Genomic DNA, 19,038 nt, shown 5'->3' with positions numbered 1-19,038 from the left:
TATTGACCTGGATCGCTTATTTGTATCGTCCGTGCTCATGCTAGAGTGCCAGGCCAAGACCCCGGAGCCTGTCATGAGTGTATCGATCCGCCGTTGTGCCGCTTTGCTGCTGATATCCAGCCTGCCCCTGGCGACCATGGCCGCGCCGATGCACAGCCAGTTCCTGCCGCCCGATGACCTGGTGGTGCGCCAGGAACAGCCTGAACAGCAGCAGTTGCTGCAAGTGACCGAGTATTCGGTGGTGCTGGGCAACCAGCGCCAGTCCAACCAGCAGCCGATACCGGTCACTTCGCCGTTGCTGGTGCGCCTCAAGGGCAAGCCGCTGAACAAGGGCGCCTCCATCAGCCAGGTGATCCTCAACTTCGACGGCGAAAGCAAAAGCCTGAAGAAACCGGTCTTCGACGAGGCGAGCAAGACCCTGACCCTGTCTTATCCACAGGCCCAGTATCGGGTGGTCATCGATCTGTTGCGCAATGATACGGTCTACGTGCAATTCCTCGTCTACGCCAATGGCCATATCTGGGCCGACCTGCACACCGGCGCCGAACGCCCGCGTTGAGCCCTGGGGCCTGGCGGGGGTAAACTGCCCGCCCCGTGAACTGTGCGAGCTGGAGCCGGCAATGCGTAAAGACAAGAAACAAGTGATTGGTGATGAGATTGGCGATGAACAGATCAAGCTGTTCCTCAATTTCGAGCCGGTCGATGCCACGTCGCCGTCGTTGCACAAACTGATCAAGGGCTATCGTGGCCTGCGGCTCGACGATTTCGAGCGGTTCCTGGTGTTCTTCATCGAGGCCGGTTACGACCTCAATGGCAAGGACGAGCACGGCAATGATTTCGTTGCGCTGATCCAGGACCAGCGTAACGCCGAGGAATACATTGAGTTGATCAATAACGCGCGCGGCTGAGCGCATGGAGTGAATGTCCACGCTCTTCGGGGTGTGTGAATGTTCTAGCAGTATCCCAATGATTTATTCAACTCGGCCCGAAAGGTTATGTCACCATTCGGGCTGTTTCGTTTTATCCAGGTTTCCATTACTTTTGCGTTGAGGCCAAGTGGTTTCATTTCAATCGTTTAAATGGAGCTTTATTTATTATGGAAGATAAAAGTAGATGTATCGCCGGGGTTTTATTGGCTTTGATTGGCTGTCTTGCAAGTGCGGTTTCCAATGCGTTCGATGAGATCGTCAATGTGGAGATATTCAACGCAACCTCAGCGGTCATTGTTCCGGACAGCGATTTCACGTGGTCTCTGGCCCCGGAAAATGCAGGCCACAGCTTTTCGGTAAGCCCCGGTGAGAGCCAGGAACTAACCTATTACCTGCCCCAGTCGCGCGCCGAGCGGGTGTCATTTACCTACACCCAAGGAGCCCGCACTTGTCATTTCAGTTTCGGGCATATCGCTAAAGCGTCGGTGAGTGATGAGCAGATAATGCCCTATCGTCGCTGGGTTGAAGCGAAACCAGCAGGCGCCTGTATCGCAGAGTTATTTGAAGTTGAAGATAACGACGATTACGTTCGTCATGGTGGAACGCGCATCAAGTTCAGTATGAACTAATCACGTGGAGAATAAAAAGCCTCTCGTTTGCACGGGAGGCTTTTTATAAGTACGCAGTGTCAGGCGTAACTTTGAGCCTTGTTGTCTTCAACCAGTTCCAGCGCGATGTTGTTCTGCGCATTGATCTTGCGATACAGCGCCGCGTCAGTTTCCAGCACTTTCTCCCGGGCCGGGAAGATCTCCGCCAGCTTGGTGGCCCATTCACCCTTGGCCTTGTCCGGGAAGCAGCGCTCGATCAGGTCCAGCATGATCGAGACGGTCACCGAGGCGCCCGGCGAGGCGCCAAGCAGGGCGGCGAGGGTGCCGTCCTTGGCCGCCACCAGCTCGGTACCGAACTGCAGGATGCCGCCTTTCTTTGGATCTTTCTTGATGATCTGGACCCGCTGCCCGGCCACTTCCAGGCGCCAGTCCTCGGCTTTCGCTTCGGGATAGAAGCGACGCAGGGATTCCAGGCGCTGCTCCATGGATTGCATCACTTCGCTGATCAAGTACTTGGTCAGGTCCATGTTGTCCCGGGCCACGGCCAGCATCGGGCCGATGTTGCCGGCACGCACCGACAATGGCAGGTCCATGATCGAACCGTGCTTGAGGAACTTGGTGGTGAAACCGGCGTATGGCCCGAACAGCAGGGATTTCTTGCCATCGACCACGCGGGTGTCCAAATGCGGCACCGACATGGGCGGCGAGCCCACCGCGGCCTGGCTGTAGACCTTGGCCTGGTGGTGCTTGACCACTTCCGGGTTGTCGCAACGCAGCCATTGGCCGCTGACCGGGAAGCCACCAAAGCCCTTGCTTTCCTCGATGCCCGACGCTTGCAGCAGCGGCAATGCCGCGCCACCGGCGCCGAGGAATACGAACTTGGCGTCGACTTCACGGGTGCTGCCGGAATTGACGTCCTTGATGCTGACGGTCCAGCCGCTGCCGTTGCGCTTGAGGCCGGTGACGCGCTTGCAGTATTTGATCTGGGTGTCCGGCGCGCTGCCCAGGTGCCTGAGCAACTGATTGGTCAGGGCGCCGAAGTTGACGTCGGTACCGTTCAGGACGCGGGTGGCGGCGATGACTTCATCAGTCGGCCGGCCGGGCATCATGAGCGGCATCCACTCGGCCATCTGGGCCTTGTCTTCGGTGTATTCCATGTCGGCGAAGGCATGATGCTGGCGCATCAGCTCGAAACGCTTCTTCAGGAACGACACGCCTTTCTCACCCTGGACGAAGCTCAGGTGCGGTACCGGCGCGATGAAGGACTTGGATGAGCCGAACGTGCCCTTTTTGGTCAGGTAGGTCCAGAACTGCTTCGACACCTCGAACTGGGTGTTGATGTGCACGGCCTTCTTGATGTCGACACTGCCATCGGCTGCCTGGGGTGTGTAGTTCAGCTCACACAGCCCGGCGTGACCGGTGCCGGCGTTGTTCCATGGGTTGGAACTTTCCGCGGCACCGGAATCCATCAGCTCGACGACTTCCAGCGAGATCGCGGGGTCGAGCTCCTTGAGCAGTACGGCCAGGGTGGCACTCATGATGCCGGCCCCTACCAGAACTACGTCGACTGCTTCGTTATGCGCCATTTAACGCGTCTCCAAAATCTGCAGCACCAAATTGTCGGCATAGCGGCCAGGAGTGACGGGGCAGGTCGGTTGCGCCCCAGGTACCCATGGCCAGGATCGCCATGTCCGAATCTTCGCAATTTTTCGCAACTACTGCGGATGCATGCAGCCTGGCCTCAAGAGTCCTATGAACTCATTTAAGCGCCGGGCCGGCAATTCGACTTATGGCCGAGACATCCGTTCGTGCAACCAAATCCGTAGCGGACAGGCTTCAGGCGCCGGTTCTTGAACGATATCCGGTCCTGTGTCGTTGGGCTGTTCCAGACGCTAATGGTGCTTGTTCAGACGCAAAACTCTTCATTTGCTCGCCACACTCTCGTGAAGTTGTGAAAACCCGTTTTTTCACGCTCTTTTGAAGACGTGAACCTCAAAAAAGGGCTGTCCCAGCCTGGCACTGCGCCCGGTTTGGTTGCCCCCATGTAGTACATGACAGGCAAAACGGGCAGACAGCTCAGTGACCGAGCGTAATGACAGCTCTGCAGATTCGCGAAAAGTGGTGATTTGCCTGAGAGAACAGCAAGCGCGCCAGCTTCACTCGATCTGTGTGGGCGGCTCTCTGTGGGCGGTGCGAAGTGCCAATACCAGCGCATCAGCGGTGTTGCGAGGCCCGATCAGGAGACGTCCTTATAATCGGGGGGAGATTGTATCGAAGAAACGCAGGGAAATGGTCGTGTTTAATGACTTTTATTAGGCGTCCGGTCAGATGGTCAACAACTGTCGGCTGCGTGCGCGAGCGCGAAGTGGCTGCACGCGGGCGCTGGCAGGCAACGGCTGGTGCAGCCAGTTGAGGCGGATCTCTTCGATTTCCACCCAGCCTTCGCCCATGGGCTGCAGGTTGCATTGCTTGAAGGCCTGGCAGCGGCCATTGCGGTCGAGCAGGGCGAAGCTGCGGTGATGCGGGCGCGGGGTGAACAGGGAAATAAGGAAGCGCATGAGCGGATACCGGGTCAGGGAGCTTGTGGTAAGCCTGACAAAGGGCCATGACATGCCGGTGTAAGGACCGTGACAATGGAGTGACAGGAACCGGTAACCACGGCCCATGTCAGACATTTCAGTATTCATCGCAAGGCGCTAGTTCCACGCGATGGCGCACCGCTATACTGCCGGCCTGTTTGTGCCCGATTCTGGAGAGAAGAGCATGTTGCAACGCCTGTTGTTCGGTTTGATCGCTGTGACCAGTCTGACCCTCGTCGGCTGCGCCCACAGCCCGCAACAACTTAACCCGGAGCCCAAGCTCAACGCCCAACTGGCGCCTGTGGGCCGTGGCCAGCCGGTGGTGGTGCGGGTGGTGGACGGTCGTCCGTCGCCGACGCTCGGTACCCGTGGCGGCCTGTATCCGGAAACCAGCGTGATCACCGTGCAGGGCGCGCAGATCCTGCCCAAGTTGCAGGCCCAGGCCGAAGCAGCGGTGCGTCTGCTGGGCTTCACCCCGACAGCCAATGCCTTGAACGCTCCGCAATTGACCGTGACCCTGGCTGAGCTCAAGTATCAGTCGCCCAAGGAAGGCATGTACGTGACTGAGGCGACCATTGGCGCGACATTCCGCTCCGATGTGCAGAACGCCAGCCGCCGCTACAGTGGTCGTTACGGTGCTTCGTTGGATCAGCGCTTCGGTATGGCGCCCAACCAGGACACCAATACCAAGCTGGTCAGCGATGTGTTGAGCGATGCCCTGACCCGGCTGTTCAAGGACCCGACCATTGGTCAGGTGCTGGCTGAGTAAGCACTGAGCCCCTTGCCACCTGTGGGAGCGAGCTTGCATGCGATAGCGCAATGTCAGTGACTTTTATGTCGACTGATTCGCCGCCATCGCGAGCAAGCTCGCTCCCACAGTCGTTTCTTGGGGATGCTTAGGCTGCCTGGGAGTAGAACTCCAGCACACTGATCCCGGTCAGCAGGTCGGTTTCCGGCAGGTCGGCATGTTGATGGCCACCGAGGGCGCAATACACCAGCCAGTGCCGGTCCTGGACGTTGAAGGACAAGCTGTCGACGAGGTTCTGTTGTTCGTCGCTCGGGCTGATGAGGTAGAGGCGATCCTGATTCTCGGCGTGCAACATGTCGGGTTCCGTGCGGGTTTGAAAGGGCGACAGAGTGGCCTATTCAGATGACGAAACCGTGACGGGCGAAATTAACCCAAGGCTTGATTGCGGACCCTGTGGCGAGGGAGCTTGCTCCCGCTGGGCAGCGCAGCAGCCCCGGCTAGCGTCTCGGTGTGTCAGGTTAATCGCGCAAGTCGTTTTTTGGGGCTGCTGCGCATCCCAGCGGGAGCAAGCTCCCTCGCCACGAAGTCACCAGGCATTACCCCAGCTGATCGTTACCGGTCGGAAAAAGCAGGGCAGGGCGGCGGGCTTTCGGTAGAATCCGCGCCCTGTTCGTAGGTCCCGGGCGCGTTGTGTCCGTTTATCGCTTGAGGTTCATGATGTCGCTGCATCTGTTTTCATTGTTCGCTGCCCACCCCGCCAAACTGATCAACCTGCTCGCGTTGCTGTTTGCCTGCCCTGGCGGTTGGGTGTTGCACGCGACGCATCGTCGTGAACAACGGGCGCGGGCCTGCCTCGAAGCGCGTAACAGCGCAAGCAATGAACGATTCGAAGCGTTGCTGGACCTGGCGACCCAGCGGATGAACCGGTTTTTCTACCGGTTCGGTTTCGGCTGCCTGGCGCTGGCGTTGCTGGTGTCGTGGATCAGCACGCAGATCCGCTGAGCTAGCCCGTGGCGAGGGAGCTTGCTCCCGCTGGGCTGCGAAGCAGCCCCTCTAGAAAAGGCCTTACAGTGCCAGCCCGGCCTTGACCCGATACTGATTGCGCACCGGTGTCGCATATTGCAGCACCAGGAACGGCCGGTGTTCCGGTGGGCAAGCGTCCAGCCGGCGCTGCCATTCCTGCTCGGCCTTGGCCAGTTCGTCGGCGCCAAATACTTCGCCTGCCGTGGGAACCTGCAATTGCGGGTCGGCGTCGGCCCACTGGGCATAAGCCAGGTAATGCACCGGGAATAGCCGATAGCCGCCAAGGATCTGCCGGTCCATTTCCAGGGCCAGTTGCTTGGTGTCTTCGAACAGCTCGGTGATCGGCGCGGCGAAATTCACATGGACCCGACCCTTATAACCGGTGATACCCGTGGCAATGCTCACGTCGTCCTCGCCCGGTGCCTTGGTGTAGGTGCCGGTGGTGGCGCGGATGTACAGCTCGCGAGCCTTGGCCTGGTCGCACGGGTCGTATTCGTAGCTGATCGACACCGGCGTGAGGTTCAGTGACTGGATCACCTCACCGAACGGCTCATCCTTGCGACTCATGTGGAACATTTTGAGGATCGCCGATTCGGTACGGTCATCACCGTCCTTGGCCCGACCTTCTGCCTGGGCGATCCAGATCGAGGCGCAATCGTTGCGGATCGAATGATTGATGTACGCCGACAGCAACTGGTAGGCCGCCATTTTCTCCCGCCGTCCGGTGATGGAGCGGTGCACGATGAAGCTTTTGTTCAGGCGCATCAGGTCGCTGACAAAAGGCTTTTGCAGCAGGTTGTCGCCAATGGCGATGCGCGGCGTCGGCAGGCCGGCGTGGTACACGGCGTAATTGACGAAGGCAGGGTCCATCACGATGTCGCGGTGGTTGGCGATGAACAGGTACGCACTGCCTGACTTGAATTGCTCAACCCCGGTGTAGGTGACGCCATCGGTGGCCCGCTCGATGGTGTGGTCGACGTAGAACTCCACTTTGTCCTGCAAGGTGGCGACCGACGTCACACCGGCAAACTCACGGCGCAATCTTTGCGCTATAAGGGGTTTGAGCATCCAGCCGAAGGCGCCGGCCAGGCGTGGGAAGCGGAAGTGGGTGAGGATATCTAGAAACGCCTTGTCGCCGAGCAGCCGTGCCAGCACCGCTGGTACTTCGCTGTCGTCGTAAGGTCGGATGGCATCGAATTCGCCCATCATGCTCTCTTGTTGGAAACGGCTAGGGTAAGTAAAGGTTCGATCGAAAAAACGACGGGGCACGGCCTGAAAAGTAAGCCAGACAAAAATAGCCCTGCAAATAGACCGGCGATTATACGCACAAGTCACCTGGGAGACCGCGATGCTGGAAACTGCTCTTTATGATTGTCCGTATTGTGGTGAGGAAGTGGAGACTTGCGTCGATCTGTCCGGCGGCGACCAGACTTATATCGAGGATTGTCAGGTGTGTTGCAAGCCAATCACCTTTGTCCTGCAGGTCCATGATGAGGAATGGCATCTTGAGGTCTTCAGCGAAAACGAATGACGGGGCGCCCATGCAGCGAATCTACGAGCTGGAAAACCTGATGGAAGGCGAGTTGTTGCAAGGCATGCTCGCCAGCGAAGGCATCACGGCGCACTTGATGGGCCGGGATCTGCTGGGTGGCGCAGGGGAGTTGCCCATGCAGGGCTTGCTGGGACTGGCAGTGGAGGACGACCAGGCGCAATACGCCCGTGAGTTGATCGCTGCGTACAATGCGGCGATGCCGTTGCCTGGCGATGAGCCGGACAGTTACCCCGGGACGCTGGTCTGCTAGGCTGGCGGCCGTTTGATCAAGAGTTGTGTTGCGCATGTGTGGACGTTACGCCCTGTTTCGCTGGAATCCGACCTTCGCGGCCTTGCCCGGCTTTCCCGCCGACCAGAAGGCCCAATGGAATATTTCGCCCAACGATTCGGTGCTGATGTTGCGAGCCGGTGCCGAGGGACAGCGTGAACTGGCGCGCGCGCGCTGGGGGCTGACGCCACCGTGGCTGACCGACCTGTCCCGCACCCCGGCCCATGCCCGGGCCGAAACCGTGGCCGAACAGCCGATGTTCCGTGAAGCCCTGCGGCTGCGTCGCTGCCTGCTGCCGGCCAACGGCTTCTACGAATGGCGCGGCGGCACCCGCAAGCGGCCGTATTGGCTGACGCCGGGGGAGGGCTCGTCAGTGTTCTTCGCCGCTATCTGGGAGGCGTATCCGGTCCAGGAGCAGGTGTGGCTGAGCACGGCGGTCATCACCCAGCCGGCGGCGGGTCAGCGCCGGCCGTTGATCCTTGACGAAGAGGGCCAGCGCCTGTGGCTCGACCCCGAGACGCCGCTGCATGCACTGCAAGGATTGCTGGCCAGCGAGCCGGCGCAATTGCGTGAGCGGGTGCTGGCCAACATGGTCAACGATCCGAAACTCAATGGGCCGGAGTGCCTGACCCCTGCTTGAGTGTTGTGGCGCCAGTGCCGGCCCCTTCCCGAGCAAGCCCGCTCCCACAGGGGCTGCGGGCGTTTCACAGATATTGTGTCCACCATAAGTCCCTTATGGGAGGGAGCTTGCTCGCGATGAGGCCTTTGGATCAGACCCTGAACTGATTGATCAACCGCCGCTGCTGCTCTGCCAGTTTTGTCAGGCCGGCGCTGGCTGCGCTGGATTCATCGGCTCCGCTGGCCACTTCGTTTGCCACTTGCCCGATGTTGATCACGTTACGGTTGATGTCATCGGCCACGGCGCTTTGCTCCTCGGCGGCGCTGGCGATCTGGGTGTTCATGTCGTTGATCACCGACACCGCCTGGGTGATGGTTTCCAGGGCCTGGGCCGCTTTCGCCGCGTGCTGCACGCTTTCATCTGTGCGATGTTGGCTGTCTTCCATGACCCGCACCACATCCCGGGTGCCCTGTTGCAATTGCTGGATCATCGACTGGATTTCTTCCGTGGCCTGTTGCGTCTTCTGCGCCAGGTTGCGCACTTCATCGGCGACCACCGCGAAACCACGGCCTTGCTCGCCGGCCCGGGCCGCTTCGATGGCCGCGTTGAGGGCCAGCAAATTGGTCTGTTCGGCGATTCCGCGAATGGCGGTGAGAATCGCGTTGATGTTCTCGCTGTCCTTGGCCAGGGTCTGTACCACGCCCACGGCCTTGCCGATTTCCACGGCCAGGGCACCAATGGACGTGGAAGTGTCTCGCACAATCTGCATGCCCTGGCTGGCAGCCTGGTCTGCATGGCTGGCGGCTTGGGCGGCCTGGGTCGCGTTGCGCGCCACGTCCTGGGCGGTGGCCGTCATTTCGTGCACGGCGGTGGCGACCTGATCGATTTCCGACATTTGTTTATGCACGCCCTGGTTGGTGCGGATCGCGATGTCGGCGGTGTGCTCCGACGAATCGCTGACGCTCTGCACCGAGGTCACGACCTGGGTAATCATCCCCTGCAACTTGCTCAGGAAGGTATTGAAGCCCCGGGCAATCGCGCCCAGTTCATCGGCGCGGTCGCTAACCAGGCGACGGGTCAGATCGCCTTCGCCCTGGGCGATATCGTCGAGCATCGCCACCATTTGCTTGAGTGGCCGGGCAATGCCGTGGCCCACCAGCCAGATCACCAGCAGACCGATACCGGCTATCGCCAGGCCGACCATGGCCATGCCGAAAATGTCGGTCTCGCGCTGCTCATCCAGGTCTTTTTGCAAGGTCTGCAAATCGGCCATGACCGCGTTCAGCGGCAACTGCAGCATCAAGGTCCAGCGGGCGTTGGTTTCGCCGATGCCGAACGGCATGTACACCTCGATGTGGCCATGCTCCTCGTCGATGTCGTAGCGAATGTCGCCGACGGCAAGCTTGGCCAGGTTATCCAGTTCACTGGCATCAAGCAGGTCACTGGCTTTCTCGCCGAGTTTGCTCGGGTCCTTGGTAAAGGCTACGAGTCGATTGTTGCTGGAAAGCAACGCCATCTCGCCGGCGCCGTTGTACAGCTTGCCGTCCGCGGCAACGAGCATGTCCTGGATGAAGTTCACCGACAGGTCGGCCCCGACAATGCCTTGGAACTTGCCGTCGATCAGGATGGGTTCGATGAACGAGGCGAGCATGGTCATGGTGTCGCCGACGCGGTAGGGCGCCGGGTCGATCACGCAGGCTTTCTTGCTGTCTTGGGAGCACAGGTAGTACTCGCTGGCGCGGATGCCGGTGGAGAGCAGTTTCTGGTCGGTCACGTCGGCGAGTTTTTCCAGGCCCAGCGTACCGTCCTGATTGCGGAACCACCATGGCAGGAAACGCCCGTTGGTCTCCATGCCCAACACCTGGCTGTTCACATAATTGGCGTCGTCGTGATCGATGGCGTTGGGTTCCCAGGCGATGTAGGCACCGAGGATTTTCGGATTGCGCACCACGTTCTCGCGCAGCAGGCTGATCAGCTGTTCCCGGGGGATCTTCAATTGTGGGCTGCCATCCGCGCCGTTCATGCCCATCATGGCATTGCTGGTAGCCAGGCCACGGGCGAGCAGCAACGGGGCTTCCAGTTCCCGTTGGATCAGGCTGGCCTGGGTGCGGGCCAAGGCACTGAGACGCTGTTCGATGAGTTGCTCGAACTGCGCCGTGGTCCGCTGTTGCACCATGTCCTGGGTGCGGGCCCCGGCGAACAGCGCATACAGCACAAGGGCGCCGACCACGCTGAGCACGATGGCACCGGCCAGGGCGGCTACGGAAGACTGGATCGATTTGAATTTCATAAAGGCTCCGGACGCGAAGATGACGTCTTGAGCGTGTATCGGCGTTTTCACACCCCGGCATGAGGCACTGTTCGTCGGCTGACTGTTTTGGCTTCGTGGGTGTCGCAAATGGACTGGGTGGGCCTGGTCTGAAAAAAACGCTTGGCCCCTCGTTGTTGTATCTGGCGCCGATACAAATCAACGCCTAGGATACGCCCACGTTTCCAGGGAGCTTCTACATGAACAAGACATTGATGGTGAGCGCTCTGAGCGCGGCGTTATTGCTTACCGGTTGCCAGTCGGTCAACACCACCAGCGGCGGAGCCGTGGGCGTGGAGCGTAAGCAGTACATGTTCAGCATGCTGTCGACTGCCGAGGTCAACCAGATGTATGCCCAGTCTTATCAGAAGACCGTGGGCGAGGCGGGCAGCCAGGGCGTGTTGGACAAGACCAGCAGCGACGCCAAGCGCATCCAGACCATTTCCGACCGGCTGATTGCCCAGGCCCCGATATTCCGTCCGGATTCGGCGCAGTGGCAGTGGGAAGTGAACCTGATCAAGAGTGACGAGCTCAACGCCAACTGTGGTCCTGGCGGCAAGATCATTTTCTATACCGGGCTGATGGACAAGCTCAAGCTCACCGATGCCGAAATCGCCGCGATCCTGGGCCATGAAATCGCCCACGCCCTGCGCGAGCATGGGCGTGAAGCAATGTCCAAGGCTTATGGTATCGAGATGGCCAAGCAGGGCGCCGGCGCCTTGTTCGGGCTGGGCCAGGACAGCCTGGCGTTGGCCGACACCGTCGCCAACTACGGCATGACCCTGCCCAACAGCCGCGAAAACGAGAACGAAGCCGACCTGATCGGCCTCGAACTGGCTGCCCGCGCCGGCTACGACCCGAACGCCGCGATCACCTTGTGGAACAAGATGGCCAAGGCCTCCGAAGGGGCGCCGCCGGAATTCATGAGCACCCACCCTTCGTCCAGCAGCCGGATCGCCTCGTTACAGGCGGCGATTCCGAAGGTGATGCCGCTTTATCAGCAGGCCAAAAAGTAAGCGTCAAGGCTGTTTCTCTGTGGCGAGGGAGCTTGCTCCCGCTCGGTCGCGCAGCGGCCGCAAAAGCTTAGGGCTGCTTCGCAACCAGCGGGAGCAAGCTCCCGCGCCACAAGAGCCTGCATCAATCTGATCAAACCCACCCACTGCTCTGCATCGCCTTGTACACCGCAACAATCGCCAAGACGAAAAACGCCGAGGCGGCCAGGCGGCGGATCAAGGTCAGGGGTAGTTTCTCGGCGGCGAAGTTGCCCGCCAACACCACCGGCACGTTGGCAATCAGCATGCCCACGGTGGTGCCGATGATCACCAGCCACAGCTCAGGGTATTGCGCCGCGAGCATCACCGTGGCGATCTGCGTCTTGTCGCCGATTTCCGCCAGGAAAAAGGCAATCAGGGTGGTCAGGAATGGCCCGAACTTGCGGGCGGTGTTGGCTTCTTCGTCGTCCAGCTTGTCCGGGACCAGGGTCCACAGCGCCGTGGCCGCGAAGCTCGCTGCCAGGATCCAGTGCAGGACCGCATCCGAGAAAATACTGCCGACCCAGGCTCCGACTGCCCCGGCTGCCGCATGGTTGGCCAGTGTCGCGGCAACGATGCCGGCGATGATCGGCCAGGGCTTGCGGAAGCGAGCCGCAAGAATGAGCGCGAGTAATTGCGTCTTGTCGCCGATTTCGGCCAGCGCAACGATAGCGGTAGGTACGAGGAGAGAGTCCAGCATCAGGTGATTCCTAAAGGGGCGGGTCGACACGGCTATGACACGTACAGCCTTCCCGCCCCGGGTAAGGTGTGCGTGTCATAGGTCTTGTCAAACCCAGCGACCATCTGCGTGGACGCTTGGGCCGCATACGCCATGGTCTGCTGACCAAGTATGTTGACGTATGCCGGGCGAGCCTGGCGCTCGCGGGAGACTACTCCCCTAGGACGGAGCGGATTCTGCCTAGGCAAATCCGATTGGGCAAGTGCTGTTTCTTAAAAAAGGTTTCAGCCACGCTTGGCCCGGTAGATGCGGAAACCCTGGCCTTCGGCCTTGATGGCGCACACGCCCAGGTGCTCTTCGATCAGCGGCTGGTACTTGAGGAAACTGTTTGCGACCAGCCGCAGTTCGCCACCGTTTTTCAGATGTTTCGCTGCTTTTCGCAGCAGATTTTCCGTGGCGTGGTAGTCGGTATGCACGCCGACATGGAAAGGCGGATTGCTCAAAATCGCACTCAAGCCCATCGGTGCAGCATCGATTCCGTCACCGGTCAGCACCTCGGCTTCCAGCCCGTTGGCAGCCAGGGTCAGGCGACTGCTGGCGGCGGCAAACGCGTCCACGTCCAGCAGCGTGACGGTGTTGTGCGGATAGCGACGCTTGACCGCCGCCCCCAGCACACCGGCACCGCAACCGAAATCGAGCAAATGGCCGCTGGGCAGCTTGTCCAAATGGTCGAGCAACAGCGCGCTGCCACGATCCAGGCGCCCATGGCTGAACACACCTGGCAGGCTGATGACTTTCAGCGCGCCTTCGGCCAGGGGCAGCTCGTAGGTCTGGGCCAGGCTTTCCAGGGGCTTGGCCTCGGGGGCATTGGCGACGGTGACTTGCCAGAGCTGACAATGCCGCGCGCTGTCGAGCTTGCGCGGTTTGCCGAACGGGTTGAGCTGTTTCGACGCGCCCTCGATACCGCTGCGTTTTTCCCCCACCAGATACACCTCGCGCCCGCCCAGGCGCGCCGCCACGGCATTGAGGATGTAGTCGGTGAGGTCCTTGGCCTTGGGCAGGAACACCACGGCGGTGTCGAACCCCCGCTCGGGTACGTTCACGCCAAAGTGGCTGCGTTCGGGAAAGCGGGCCTCCAGCGCGGCCTGATCGCCGGCGTGCCAGCACCAGCCATGGGCATCGGGCAAGCGGCCAAGCAGATCATCGGCGGGCAGGCCGGCCAGCAACACCGAGCCCTGGAATAAATCGGCCTGACGAAGCAGTACTTCACTGCGCGGATCCATGGTCTGCTCCTTGAAAAAAAGTGCGGCAGTTTATCAACTGACGACCCGCTGTGGTGTTCCGCTGAAAAAGCCCCGGGCATTTTCGGACATCTGGCCGACGATTCGCTGCCGCGCCTCACGGCTGCCCCAAGCGTTGTGTGGCGTGACGATCAGCCGAGGGATGTCGCCGGCCAGCAGCGGGTTGCCCTGGGTCGGCGGTTCCACGCTGAGCACGTCGGTGGCGGCGCCGCCCAGGTGGCCACTGCGCAACGACTCGGCCAATGCCTGTTCGTCGATCAGCCCTCCGCGTGCGGTGTTGACTACCAAAACGCCAGGTTTGAGCAGCGCCAGTTCCCGAGCGCCGATGAACCCTCGGGTGTGTTCGTTGAGCGGGCAGTGCAGCGTCAGCGCATCGACCTGCCCCAGCAGTTGCTCCAGCGGCAAACGATCGGGCCGGGCAGGGCGCCCCGGGATTTGCCCCAGCAGCACGCGCATGCCAAAGGCTTCGGCCAGCCGTGCGACGGCGCTGCCCAGCTCACCATGGCCCAGCAATCCCAGGGTCTTGCCTTGCAGCTCGATAATCGGGTAATCCAGCAGGCAGAACTGTGTAGCTTGCTGCCAGCGACCTTCACCCACCGCTTTTTGGTAATCGGCCAGGCGCGTCGCCAGGTTCAGCAAGAGCATGATCGTATGCTGGGCCACCGATGGCGTGCCGTAGCCCTGGCAATTGCACACTGTGATGCCGTGGCTGCGGGCGGCCGCCAGATCGACATTGTTGGTGCCGGTGGCGCTGATCAGGATCAGCTTGAGCTCCGGGTTGGCGGCCATGGCGGCGGCATCGATCACGATTTTGTTGGTGATCGCGACGGTAGCGCCCTTGAGCCGCTCGGTCACTTGCTCCGGCGTGGTCCGGGCGAACAGCTGCAGTTCTTCGAAGCAATCGCGCAGCGGGCCCAGGTCCAGGTCGCCGAGGTCCAGGGAAGGGTGGTCGAGGAAAACTGCGCGGGCGTTGTTCGTCATCAGCTGTACCTTTTATGTGAAGAACCGAAGGCGTAATGTGGCGAGCCTATCAGATGAACCATGGCCGTGGCGCCGACATCCGTGGCGAGGGAGCTTGCTCCCATTGGCCTGCGCGGCAGGTCCAATCAACGGCAGGCGATCGCTGCGCAATCGAGCGGGAGCAAGCCCCCTTGCCACGGTCGTCACTTAACAAGGCCTAACCTCAAGGAGCTCCCATGTACCTCGCCGAATTTCTCACCGTCGCCCTGATCCACTTGTTGGCCGTTGCCAGCCCCGGGCCGGATTTTGCCGTGGTGGTGCGTGAAAGCGTGACCCATGGCCGCCGCGCCGGGACCTGGACGGCATTGGGCGTTGGCACGGCGATTTTCCTTCACGTGGGGTACTCGCTGCTGGGTATAGGCCTGATCGTGTCGCAATCGATCGTGCTGTTCAACGCGCTCAAATGGGCCGCCGCGGCGTACCTGCTGTACATCGGCTTCAAGGCGCTGCGGGCGCAGCCGGCCAAGCCGACCGACGAAAACCTGCACAAGGAAGTGGGTGAACGTACCGCCCGCGGCGCGTTCACCTCGGGCTTCGTCACCAATGGCCTGAACCCCAAGGCGACGCTGTTTTTCCTGTCGCTGTTCACCGTGGTGATCAATCCGCATACGCCCCTGGCGGTCCAGGCCGGCTACGGCGTGTACCTGGCAGTCGCGACGGCGGTCTGGTTCTGCCTGGTGGCGATGCTGTTCAGCCAGCAGCGGGTGCGCGCCGGTTTCGCCCGGATGGGCCACTGGTTCGACCGGACCATGGGCGCGGTGCTCGTCGCCATTGGCGTGAAGCTGGCCTTTACCGAAATGCACTGATCGTATCGATCGTTTTCACGGAACATCGAAGGATCAAGGACGTCGATGGACGTAATCCAGGAAGGCGTCGATGTTGTCGCTGCACAGCAGCGGTGACACCGCCTTGATTTCTTCCATCGGCCACTCCCACCAGGCCGACTGAAGCAGGGCCTGACGTACCGGTTCCTCGAAGCGCCAGCGGATGAACCGGCACGGGTTGCCGCCCACAATGGCGTAAGGCTCGACGTCCTGTGTCACCACCGCCCCCGCCGCGATCACGGCCCCATGGCCGATGGTCACGCCGGACAGGATCATCGCTTCAGCGCAGATCCAGCAATCGCTGCCAATCACCACGTCGCCCTTGGTTGGGCTGCAGCCGGGAATGGCGCGGGCTTCATCGATCATCAGCGGGAACGGGAACGTGCTGACCCAGTCGGTGCGATGTCCGCCGCCCAGAAGGATCTTCACCCCTTGGGCAATCGACGTATAAGACCCGACCTTGAGGATCGTGTCGTCGCCGAACTCCATCACCTCGGGCACGCCATAAGTGCCTACGCCGACCTGGTATTTCGGATATCGCAGGCGGATTTTTTCCGGTGCTCTCTCCAGTTTTTCCAGGCGCTTGAGGTGCTTGCGTACGTTGCGTTCCTTGAGTTTTTGCAAGAACTTCATGGCCGAGGTCTCGCCTTCGGACGTCGCAAGACCAGCCGCCTGAAACGCTTGAAACTGGTTTTGTTCAAGTAGCGCCATGGAATGCTGCGCAATAACTGCCAGGCTTCCTTCCGGTCTTCGACCACGGCGTATTTCAGCGCTTTATGCACCAGCACCGTGCGCGCCGACTCGTAGGCCGGGTGGTCCTGATAGGGCTCGATGGCCTGCAGGTCCGCCTCGAGCATCAAGCGGTACTTTCGCGACAAGTTGTTGGGGTGGCGTCGATACCGCGTGACGCGGATCGGCAATTCATGAATCTCATAACCACGGTGAGCGATCCGCAGGGTGATCTGGAAGTCCTGGACCCGCAGCAGCGGATCGTAAAAGTTGGCGTCCTGCAGTGCGCTCATGCGGTACAGCGCGGCGGGCGCGCCGATTACCGTAGCATCGCGCAACAGCTCATCGAAGGTATGGACCCGGATGTGATCGCGCTGTTGTTCCTTGATGGTGCGGCCTTCACTGTCCATGTAAATGACCAGCGCGCCGACACAGCCGACTTGCGGATGCTCGTCCAGGTATTGGGCTCGCACCCGGATCGAATGGGGCAACATCACGTCGTCGAGGTCCGGCGTCGATACGTAAGTGCCCTTGGCATACGTCAACCCGTGGTTGAGTGCTGCACTGACACCCTGGTTCTCCTGGCAATAGAGCTGGAAATCGTAGGTCTGCTGCAACTGTCGGAGCAGGGCGAGGCTGTTGTCGGTGGAGCCATCGTCGACCACGATTACTTCAACGTTCGGGTAGTCCTGGGCGAAGAGGCTGTGGATCGCTTCTTCCAGGTATCTCTCGGCGTTGTAGCAAGGGGCCACGATCGACACCAGCGGCGCAACCTGGGGTGCTGTGGCCTGGGAAAAGGTCAATTCGGCGCTCATTAATTCTCTGCCAAGGGCGGCGGCATTGTGGAAACCTGTCAGGGCACGTCCCTACAGGCCTTGTAACAAGAGTGGTACCTATGCTCGCCGTTGGATCTCGATCTGACAAGTCTGGTGATGGCATGTTTGCCGAATCTGCTGCCTGGATGGCTCAAGGCTAGTATTTGCGTGGTGAATCAAATCATTCCTTTGGCTGATTTGATCCGTGTATAAGCGCTCTAGAGTGCTTATCTTCCAGCCAAGACCGTGCAGTCAGAAAAGGGACACTTATGTTGCAGACTCGCGTTATTCCTCCAGCCGAAGGCGCTTATCAATACCCGCTGCTGATCAAGCGCCTGCTGATGTCCGGCACACGTTACGAGAAAACCCGCGAGATCATCTACCGTGACCAGTTGCGCTACACCTATCCAACGTTGATCGAACGGGTGGCGCGCCTGGCCAATGTGTTGACCGAGGCCGGGGTCAAGGCTGGCGATACCGTGGCGGTGATGGACTGGGACAGCCATCGTTACCTGGAATGCATGTTCGCGATCCCGATGATCGGCGCGGTGATCCACACCATCAACGTGCGCCTGTCACCGGAGCAGATCCTCTACACCATGAACCACGCCGAGGACCGCTTCGTGCTGGTCAACAGCGAGTTTGTCGGTCTTTACCAGGCGATTGCCGGGCACCTGACCACGGTGGAGAAAACCCTGCTGCTGACCGACCTGCCAGAAAAAACCGCCGACCTGCCCAACCTCGTCGGCGAATACGAGCAATTGCTGGCCGCCGCGAGCCCCACCTACGACTTCGAGGATTTCGACGAAAACTCAGTCGCCACCACGTTCTACACCACCGGTACCACGGGCAATCCCAAGGGCGTGTATTTCACCCATCGTCAGTTGGTCCTGCACACCATGGGCGTGGCGACCATCATGGGGTCCATCGACAGCGTGCGGCTGCTGGGTACCAACGACGTGTACATGCCCATCACACCGATGTTCCATGTCCACGCCTGGGGCTTGCCGTACGTGGCGACCATGCTCGGGCTCAAGCAGGTCTACCCCGGGCGCTACGATCCGGAGTTTCTGGTCCAGCTGTGGCGCGAGGAAAAGGTGACCTTCTCCCATTGCGTGCCGACCATCCTGCAAATGCTCCTCAATGCCAAGGGCGCCCAGGGCACCGATTTCGGTGGCTGGAAAATCGTCATCGGCGGCAGTGCACTGAACCGCAGCCTGTATGAAACAGCCAAGGCCAAGGGCATCCAGCTCACCGCCGCCTACGGCATGTCGGAAACCGGTCCGTTGGTGTCCTGTGCCCACCTCAACGAAGAATTGATGGCCGGCAGCGAAGACGAGCGCACCACTTACCGGATCAAGGCCGGAGTGCCGGGGCCATTGGTGGAAGCGGCAATCGTCGACACCGAGGGGCGGTTCCTGCCCGCCGACGGTGAGACCCAGGGCGAACTGGTGCTGCGCGCGCCATGGCTCACCGAAGGTTATTTCAACGAACCGCAGAAGGGCGCCGAACTCTGGGCCGGCGGCTGGCTGCACACCGGCGACGTTGCCACCCTCGATAGCATGGGCGTTATCGACATCCGCGACCGTATCAAGGATGTGATCAAGACTGGCGGCGAATGGATCTCGTCCCTGGACCTGGAAGACCTCATCAGTCGTCACGTGGCGGTACGCGAAGTAGCAGTGGTCGGCATCCCCGATCCACAGTGGGGCGAGCGGCCGTTTGCCTTGCTGGTGATTCGCGAAGGGCATCAAATCGGGGCTCGAGAACTCAAGGAACACCTCAAGCCGTTCGTCGAGCTGGGGCACTTGAGCAAGTGGGCGATCCCGAGCCAGATCGCCCTTGTTACGGAAATTCCCAAGACCAGCGTCGGCAAGCTCGACAAGAAGCGCATCCGCGTCGACATCACCGAATGGCAGAGCAACAACAGCACCTTCCTCTCTACGCTTTAAGGCGCTTTTCCGTGCCCGAAAGGGCACGGCACCCCCACCAAGCAAGCGCTTGC

Annotated in this window: 21 protein-coding genes, 1 pseudogene and 1 riboswitch; of the genes and pseudogenes, 11 read left to right on the top strand and 11 right to left on the bottom strand. The window is 60.6% G+C overall.

Going from position 1 to position 19,038, the window contains the following annotated elements:
- The first annotated feature begins 73 nt into the window (after window positions 1–73).
- From PFLQ2_RS05425 to PFLQ2_RS05435, 3 genes are all read left to right on the top strand, one after another.
- Window positions 74–559 carry a hypothetical protein gene (locus PFLQ2_RS05425; protein ID WP_003185323.1) on the top strand — a complete coding sequence of 162 codons (486 nt, stop codon included), beginning with the start codon at window positions 74–76 and terminating at the stop codon, window positions 557–559.
- 61 nt (window positions 560–620) lie between these two features.
- Window positions 621–908 carry a PA4642 family protein gene (locus PFLQ2_RS05430; RefSeq protein WP_003185321.1) on the top strand — a complete coding sequence of 96 codons (288 nt, stop codon included), beginning with the start codon at window positions 621–623 and terminating at the stop codon, window positions 906–908.
- Between the two features lie 188 nt (window positions 909–1,096).
- Window positions 1,097–1,558: a hypothetical protein gene (locus tag PFLQ2_RS05435; RefSeq protein WP_003185320.1), complete on the top strand. Its 462-nt coding sequence runs from the start codon at window positions 1,097–1,099 to the stop codon at window positions 1,556–1,558.
- Window positions 1,559–1,617: 59 nt separating this feature from the next.
- Here PFLQ2_RS05435 and mqo read toward each other — a convergent pair whose 3' ends face one another.
- Window positions 1,618–3,123, bottom strand: a complete 1,506-nt coding sequence (gene mqo, locus PFLQ2_RS05440; protein WP_003185318.1) for a malate dehydrogenase (quinone) — start codon at window positions 3,121–3,123, stop codon at window positions 1,618–1,620.
- Between the two features lie 738 nt (window positions 3,124–3,861).
- Window positions 3,862–4,095, bottom strand: a complete 234-nt coding sequence (locus tag PFLQ2_RS05445) for a hypothetical protein (RefSeq protein ID WP_003185316.1) — start codon at window positions 4,093–4,095, stop codon at window positions 3,862–3,864.
- Between the two features lie 205 nt (window positions 4,096–4,300).
- Here PFLQ2_RS05445 and PFLQ2_RS05450 point away from each other — a divergent pair, with 205 nt between their 5' ends.
- Complete coding sequence (locus PFLQ2_RS05450) at window positions 4,301–4,885, top strand: YajG family lipoprotein (protein ID WP_003185314.1); 585 nt, start codon at window positions 4,301–4,303, stop codon at window positions 4,883–4,885.
- Window positions 4,886–5,012: 127 nt separating this feature from the next.
- Here PFLQ2_RS05450 and PFLQ2_RS05455 read toward each other — a convergent pair whose 3' ends face one another.
- The gene (locus PFLQ2_RS05455) at window positions 5,013–5,219 is read right to left on the bottom strand and encodes a hypothetical protein (RefSeq protein ID WP_003185312.1); all 207 of its coding nucleotides are present in this window, start codon (window positions 5,217–5,219) and stop codon (window positions 5,013–5,015) included.
- A 362-nt stretch (window positions 5,220–5,581) separates the two neighbouring features.
- Between PFLQ2_RS05455 and PFLQ2_RS05460 the strand changes: the two genes are divergently transcribed.
- Window positions 5,582–5,866 carry a hypothetical protein gene (locus tag PFLQ2_RS05460; protein ID WP_033046275.1) on the top strand — a complete coding sequence of 95 codons (285 nt, stop codon included), beginning with the start codon at window positions 5,582–5,584 and terminating at the stop codon, window positions 5,864–5,866.
- Between the two features lie 63 nt (window positions 5,867–5,929).
- On the opposite strand, the gene PFLQ2_RS05465 is transcribed toward PFLQ2_RS05460, so the two are convergent.
- Window positions 5,930–7,096, bottom strand: coding sequence for a 1-acyl-sn-glycerol-3-phosphate acyltransferase (locus PFLQ2_RS05465; protein ID WP_033046273.1), 1,167 nt, complete (start codon window positions 7,094–7,096; stop codon window positions 5,930–5,932).
- A 139-nt stretch (window positions 7,097–7,235) separates the two neighbouring features.
- On the opposite strand from PFLQ2_RS05465, the gene PFLQ2_RS29095 reads away from it, so the two are divergent.
- The 3 genes from PFLQ2_RS29095 to PFLQ2_RS05475 are packed head-to-tail and all read left to right on the top strand — an operon-like array spanning window position 7,236 to window position 8,347.
- Entirely contained in the window at window positions 7,236–7,418 is a 183-nt protein-coding gene (locus PFLQ2_RS29095; protein ID WP_003185305.1) for a CPXCG motif-containing cysteine-rich protein, read from the top strand.
- A gap of 10 nt (window positions 7,419–7,428) precedes the next feature.
- Entirely contained in the window at window positions 7,429–7,689 is a 261-nt protein-coding gene (locus PFLQ2_RS05470; RefSeq protein ID WP_003185303.1) for a putative signal transducing protein, read from the top strand.
- 34 nt (window positions 7,690–7,723) lie between these two features.
- Window positions 7,724–8,347: an SOS response-associated peptidase gene (locus PFLQ2_RS05475; protein ID WP_003185301.1), complete on the top strand. Its 624-nt coding sequence runs from the start codon at window positions 7,724–7,726 to the stop codon at window positions 8,345–8,347.
- 130 nt (window positions 8,348–8,477) lie between these two features.
- Here the strand turns inward: PFLQ2_RS05475 and PFLQ2_RS31065 are convergent, their stop codons facing one another.
- Together PFLQ2_RS31065 and PFLQ2_RS31060 are read right to left on the bottom strand one after the other, a co-directional pair.
- A complete protein-coding gene (locus tag PFLQ2_RS31065; RefSeq protein WP_371261230.1) occupies window positions 8,478–9,221 on the bottom strand; it encodes a methyl-accepting chemotaxis protein in 744 nt (247 codons plus the stop codon).
- Window positions 9,222–9,335: 114 nt separating this feature from the next.
- Window positions 9,336–9,530, bottom strand: a pseudogene (locus PFLQ2_RS31060) (HAMP domain-containing protein); the annotation flags it as partial.
- Between the two features lie 1,304 nt (window positions 9,531–10,834).
- Here PFLQ2_RS31060 and PFLQ2_RS05485 point away from each other — a divergent pair.
- The gene (locus tag PFLQ2_RS05485) at window positions 10,835–11,650 is read left to right on the top strand and encodes a M48 family metallopeptidase (protein ID WP_003185297.1); all 816 of its coding nucleotides are present in this window, start codon (window positions 10,835–10,837) and stop codon (window positions 11,648–11,650) included.
- 130 nt (window positions 11,651–11,780) lie between these two features.
- Here the strand turns inward: PFLQ2_RS05485 and PFLQ2_RS05490 are convergent, their stop codons facing one another.
- The 3 genes from PFLQ2_RS05490 to PFLQ2_RS05500 all read right to left on the bottom strand — a co-directional run bounded on the left by PFLQ2_RS05490 (window position 11,781) and on the right by PFLQ2_RS05500 (window position 14,626).
- Window positions 11,781–12,365, bottom strand: a complete 585-nt coding sequence (locus PFLQ2_RS05490) for a TMEM165/GDT1 family protein (protein WP_003185295.1) — start codon at window positions 12,363–12,365, stop codon at window positions 11,781–11,783.
- An 89-nt stretch (window positions 12,366–12,454) separates the two neighbouring features.
- Window positions 12,455–12,577: riboswitch (yybP-ykoY riboswitch) on the bottom strand.
- A 51-nt stretch (window positions 12,578–12,628) separates the two neighbouring features.
- Window positions 12,629–13,627 carry a class I SAM-dependent methyltransferase gene (locus tag PFLQ2_RS05495; protein WP_003185293.1) on the bottom strand — a complete coding sequence of 333 codons (999 nt, stop codon included), beginning with the start codon at window positions 13,625–13,627 and terminating at the stop codon, window positions 12,629–12,631.
- Window positions 13,628–13,660: 33 nt separating this feature from the next.
- A complete protein-coding gene (locus tag PFLQ2_RS05500) occupies window positions 13,661–14,626 on the bottom strand; it encodes a 2-hydroxyacid dehydrogenase (RefSeq protein WP_003185291.1) in 966 nt (321 codons plus the stop codon).
- A gap of 215 nt (window positions 14,627–14,841) precedes the next feature.
- On the opposite strand from PFLQ2_RS05500, the gene PFLQ2_RS05505 reads away from it, so the two are divergent.
- Window positions 14,842–15,471: a LysE family translocator gene (locus PFLQ2_RS05505; RefSeq protein WP_003185289.1), complete on the top strand. Its 630-nt coding sequence runs from the start codon at window positions 14,842–14,844 to the stop codon at window positions 15,469–15,471.
- 33 nt (window positions 15,472–15,504) lie between these two features.
- On the opposite strand, the gene PFLQ2_RS05510 is transcribed toward PFLQ2_RS05505, so the two are convergent.
- Together PFLQ2_RS05510 and PFLQ2_RS05515 are read right to left on the bottom strand one after the other, a co-directional pair.
- Window positions 15,505–16,122 carry a CatB-related O-acetyltransferase gene (locus PFLQ2_RS05510; RefSeq protein ID WP_003185287.1) on the bottom strand — a complete coding sequence of 206 codons (618 nt, stop codon included), beginning with the start codon at window positions 16,120–16,122 and terminating at the stop codon, window positions 15,505–15,507.
- Window positions 16,119–17,033, bottom strand: a complete 915-nt coding sequence (locus PFLQ2_RS05515) for a glycosyltransferase family 2 protein (protein WP_003185285.1) — start codon at window positions 17,031–17,033, stop codon at window positions 16,119–16,121. The genes PFLQ2_RS05510 and PFLQ2_RS05515 overlap by 4 nt, the downstream gene beginning before the upstream one ends.
- A 269-nt stretch (window positions 17,034–17,302) precedes the next feature.
- Here PFLQ2_RS05515 and PFLQ2_RS05520 point away from each other — a divergent pair, with 269 nt between their 5' ends.
- Window positions 17,303–18,985: a fatty acid--CoA ligase gene (locus PFLQ2_RS05520; protein ID WP_003185284.1), complete on the top strand. Its 1,683-nt coding sequence runs from the start codon at window positions 17,303–17,305 to the stop codon at window positions 18,983–18,985.
- Window positions 18,986–19,038: the final 53 nt, after the last annotated feature.

Origin of the sequence: Pseudomonas fluorescens Q2-87 (genome assembly GCF_000281895.1) — a bacterium.
In the GTDB taxonomy this organism is placed as follows: domain Bacteria; phylum Pseudomonadota; class Gammaproteobacteria; order Pseudomonadales; family Pseudomonadaceae; genus Aquipseudomonas; species Aquipseudomonas fluorescens_S.
Note: the sequence above shows the minus strand (reverse complement) of the source record. Positions and strands in the feature narration are given on the sequence as shown.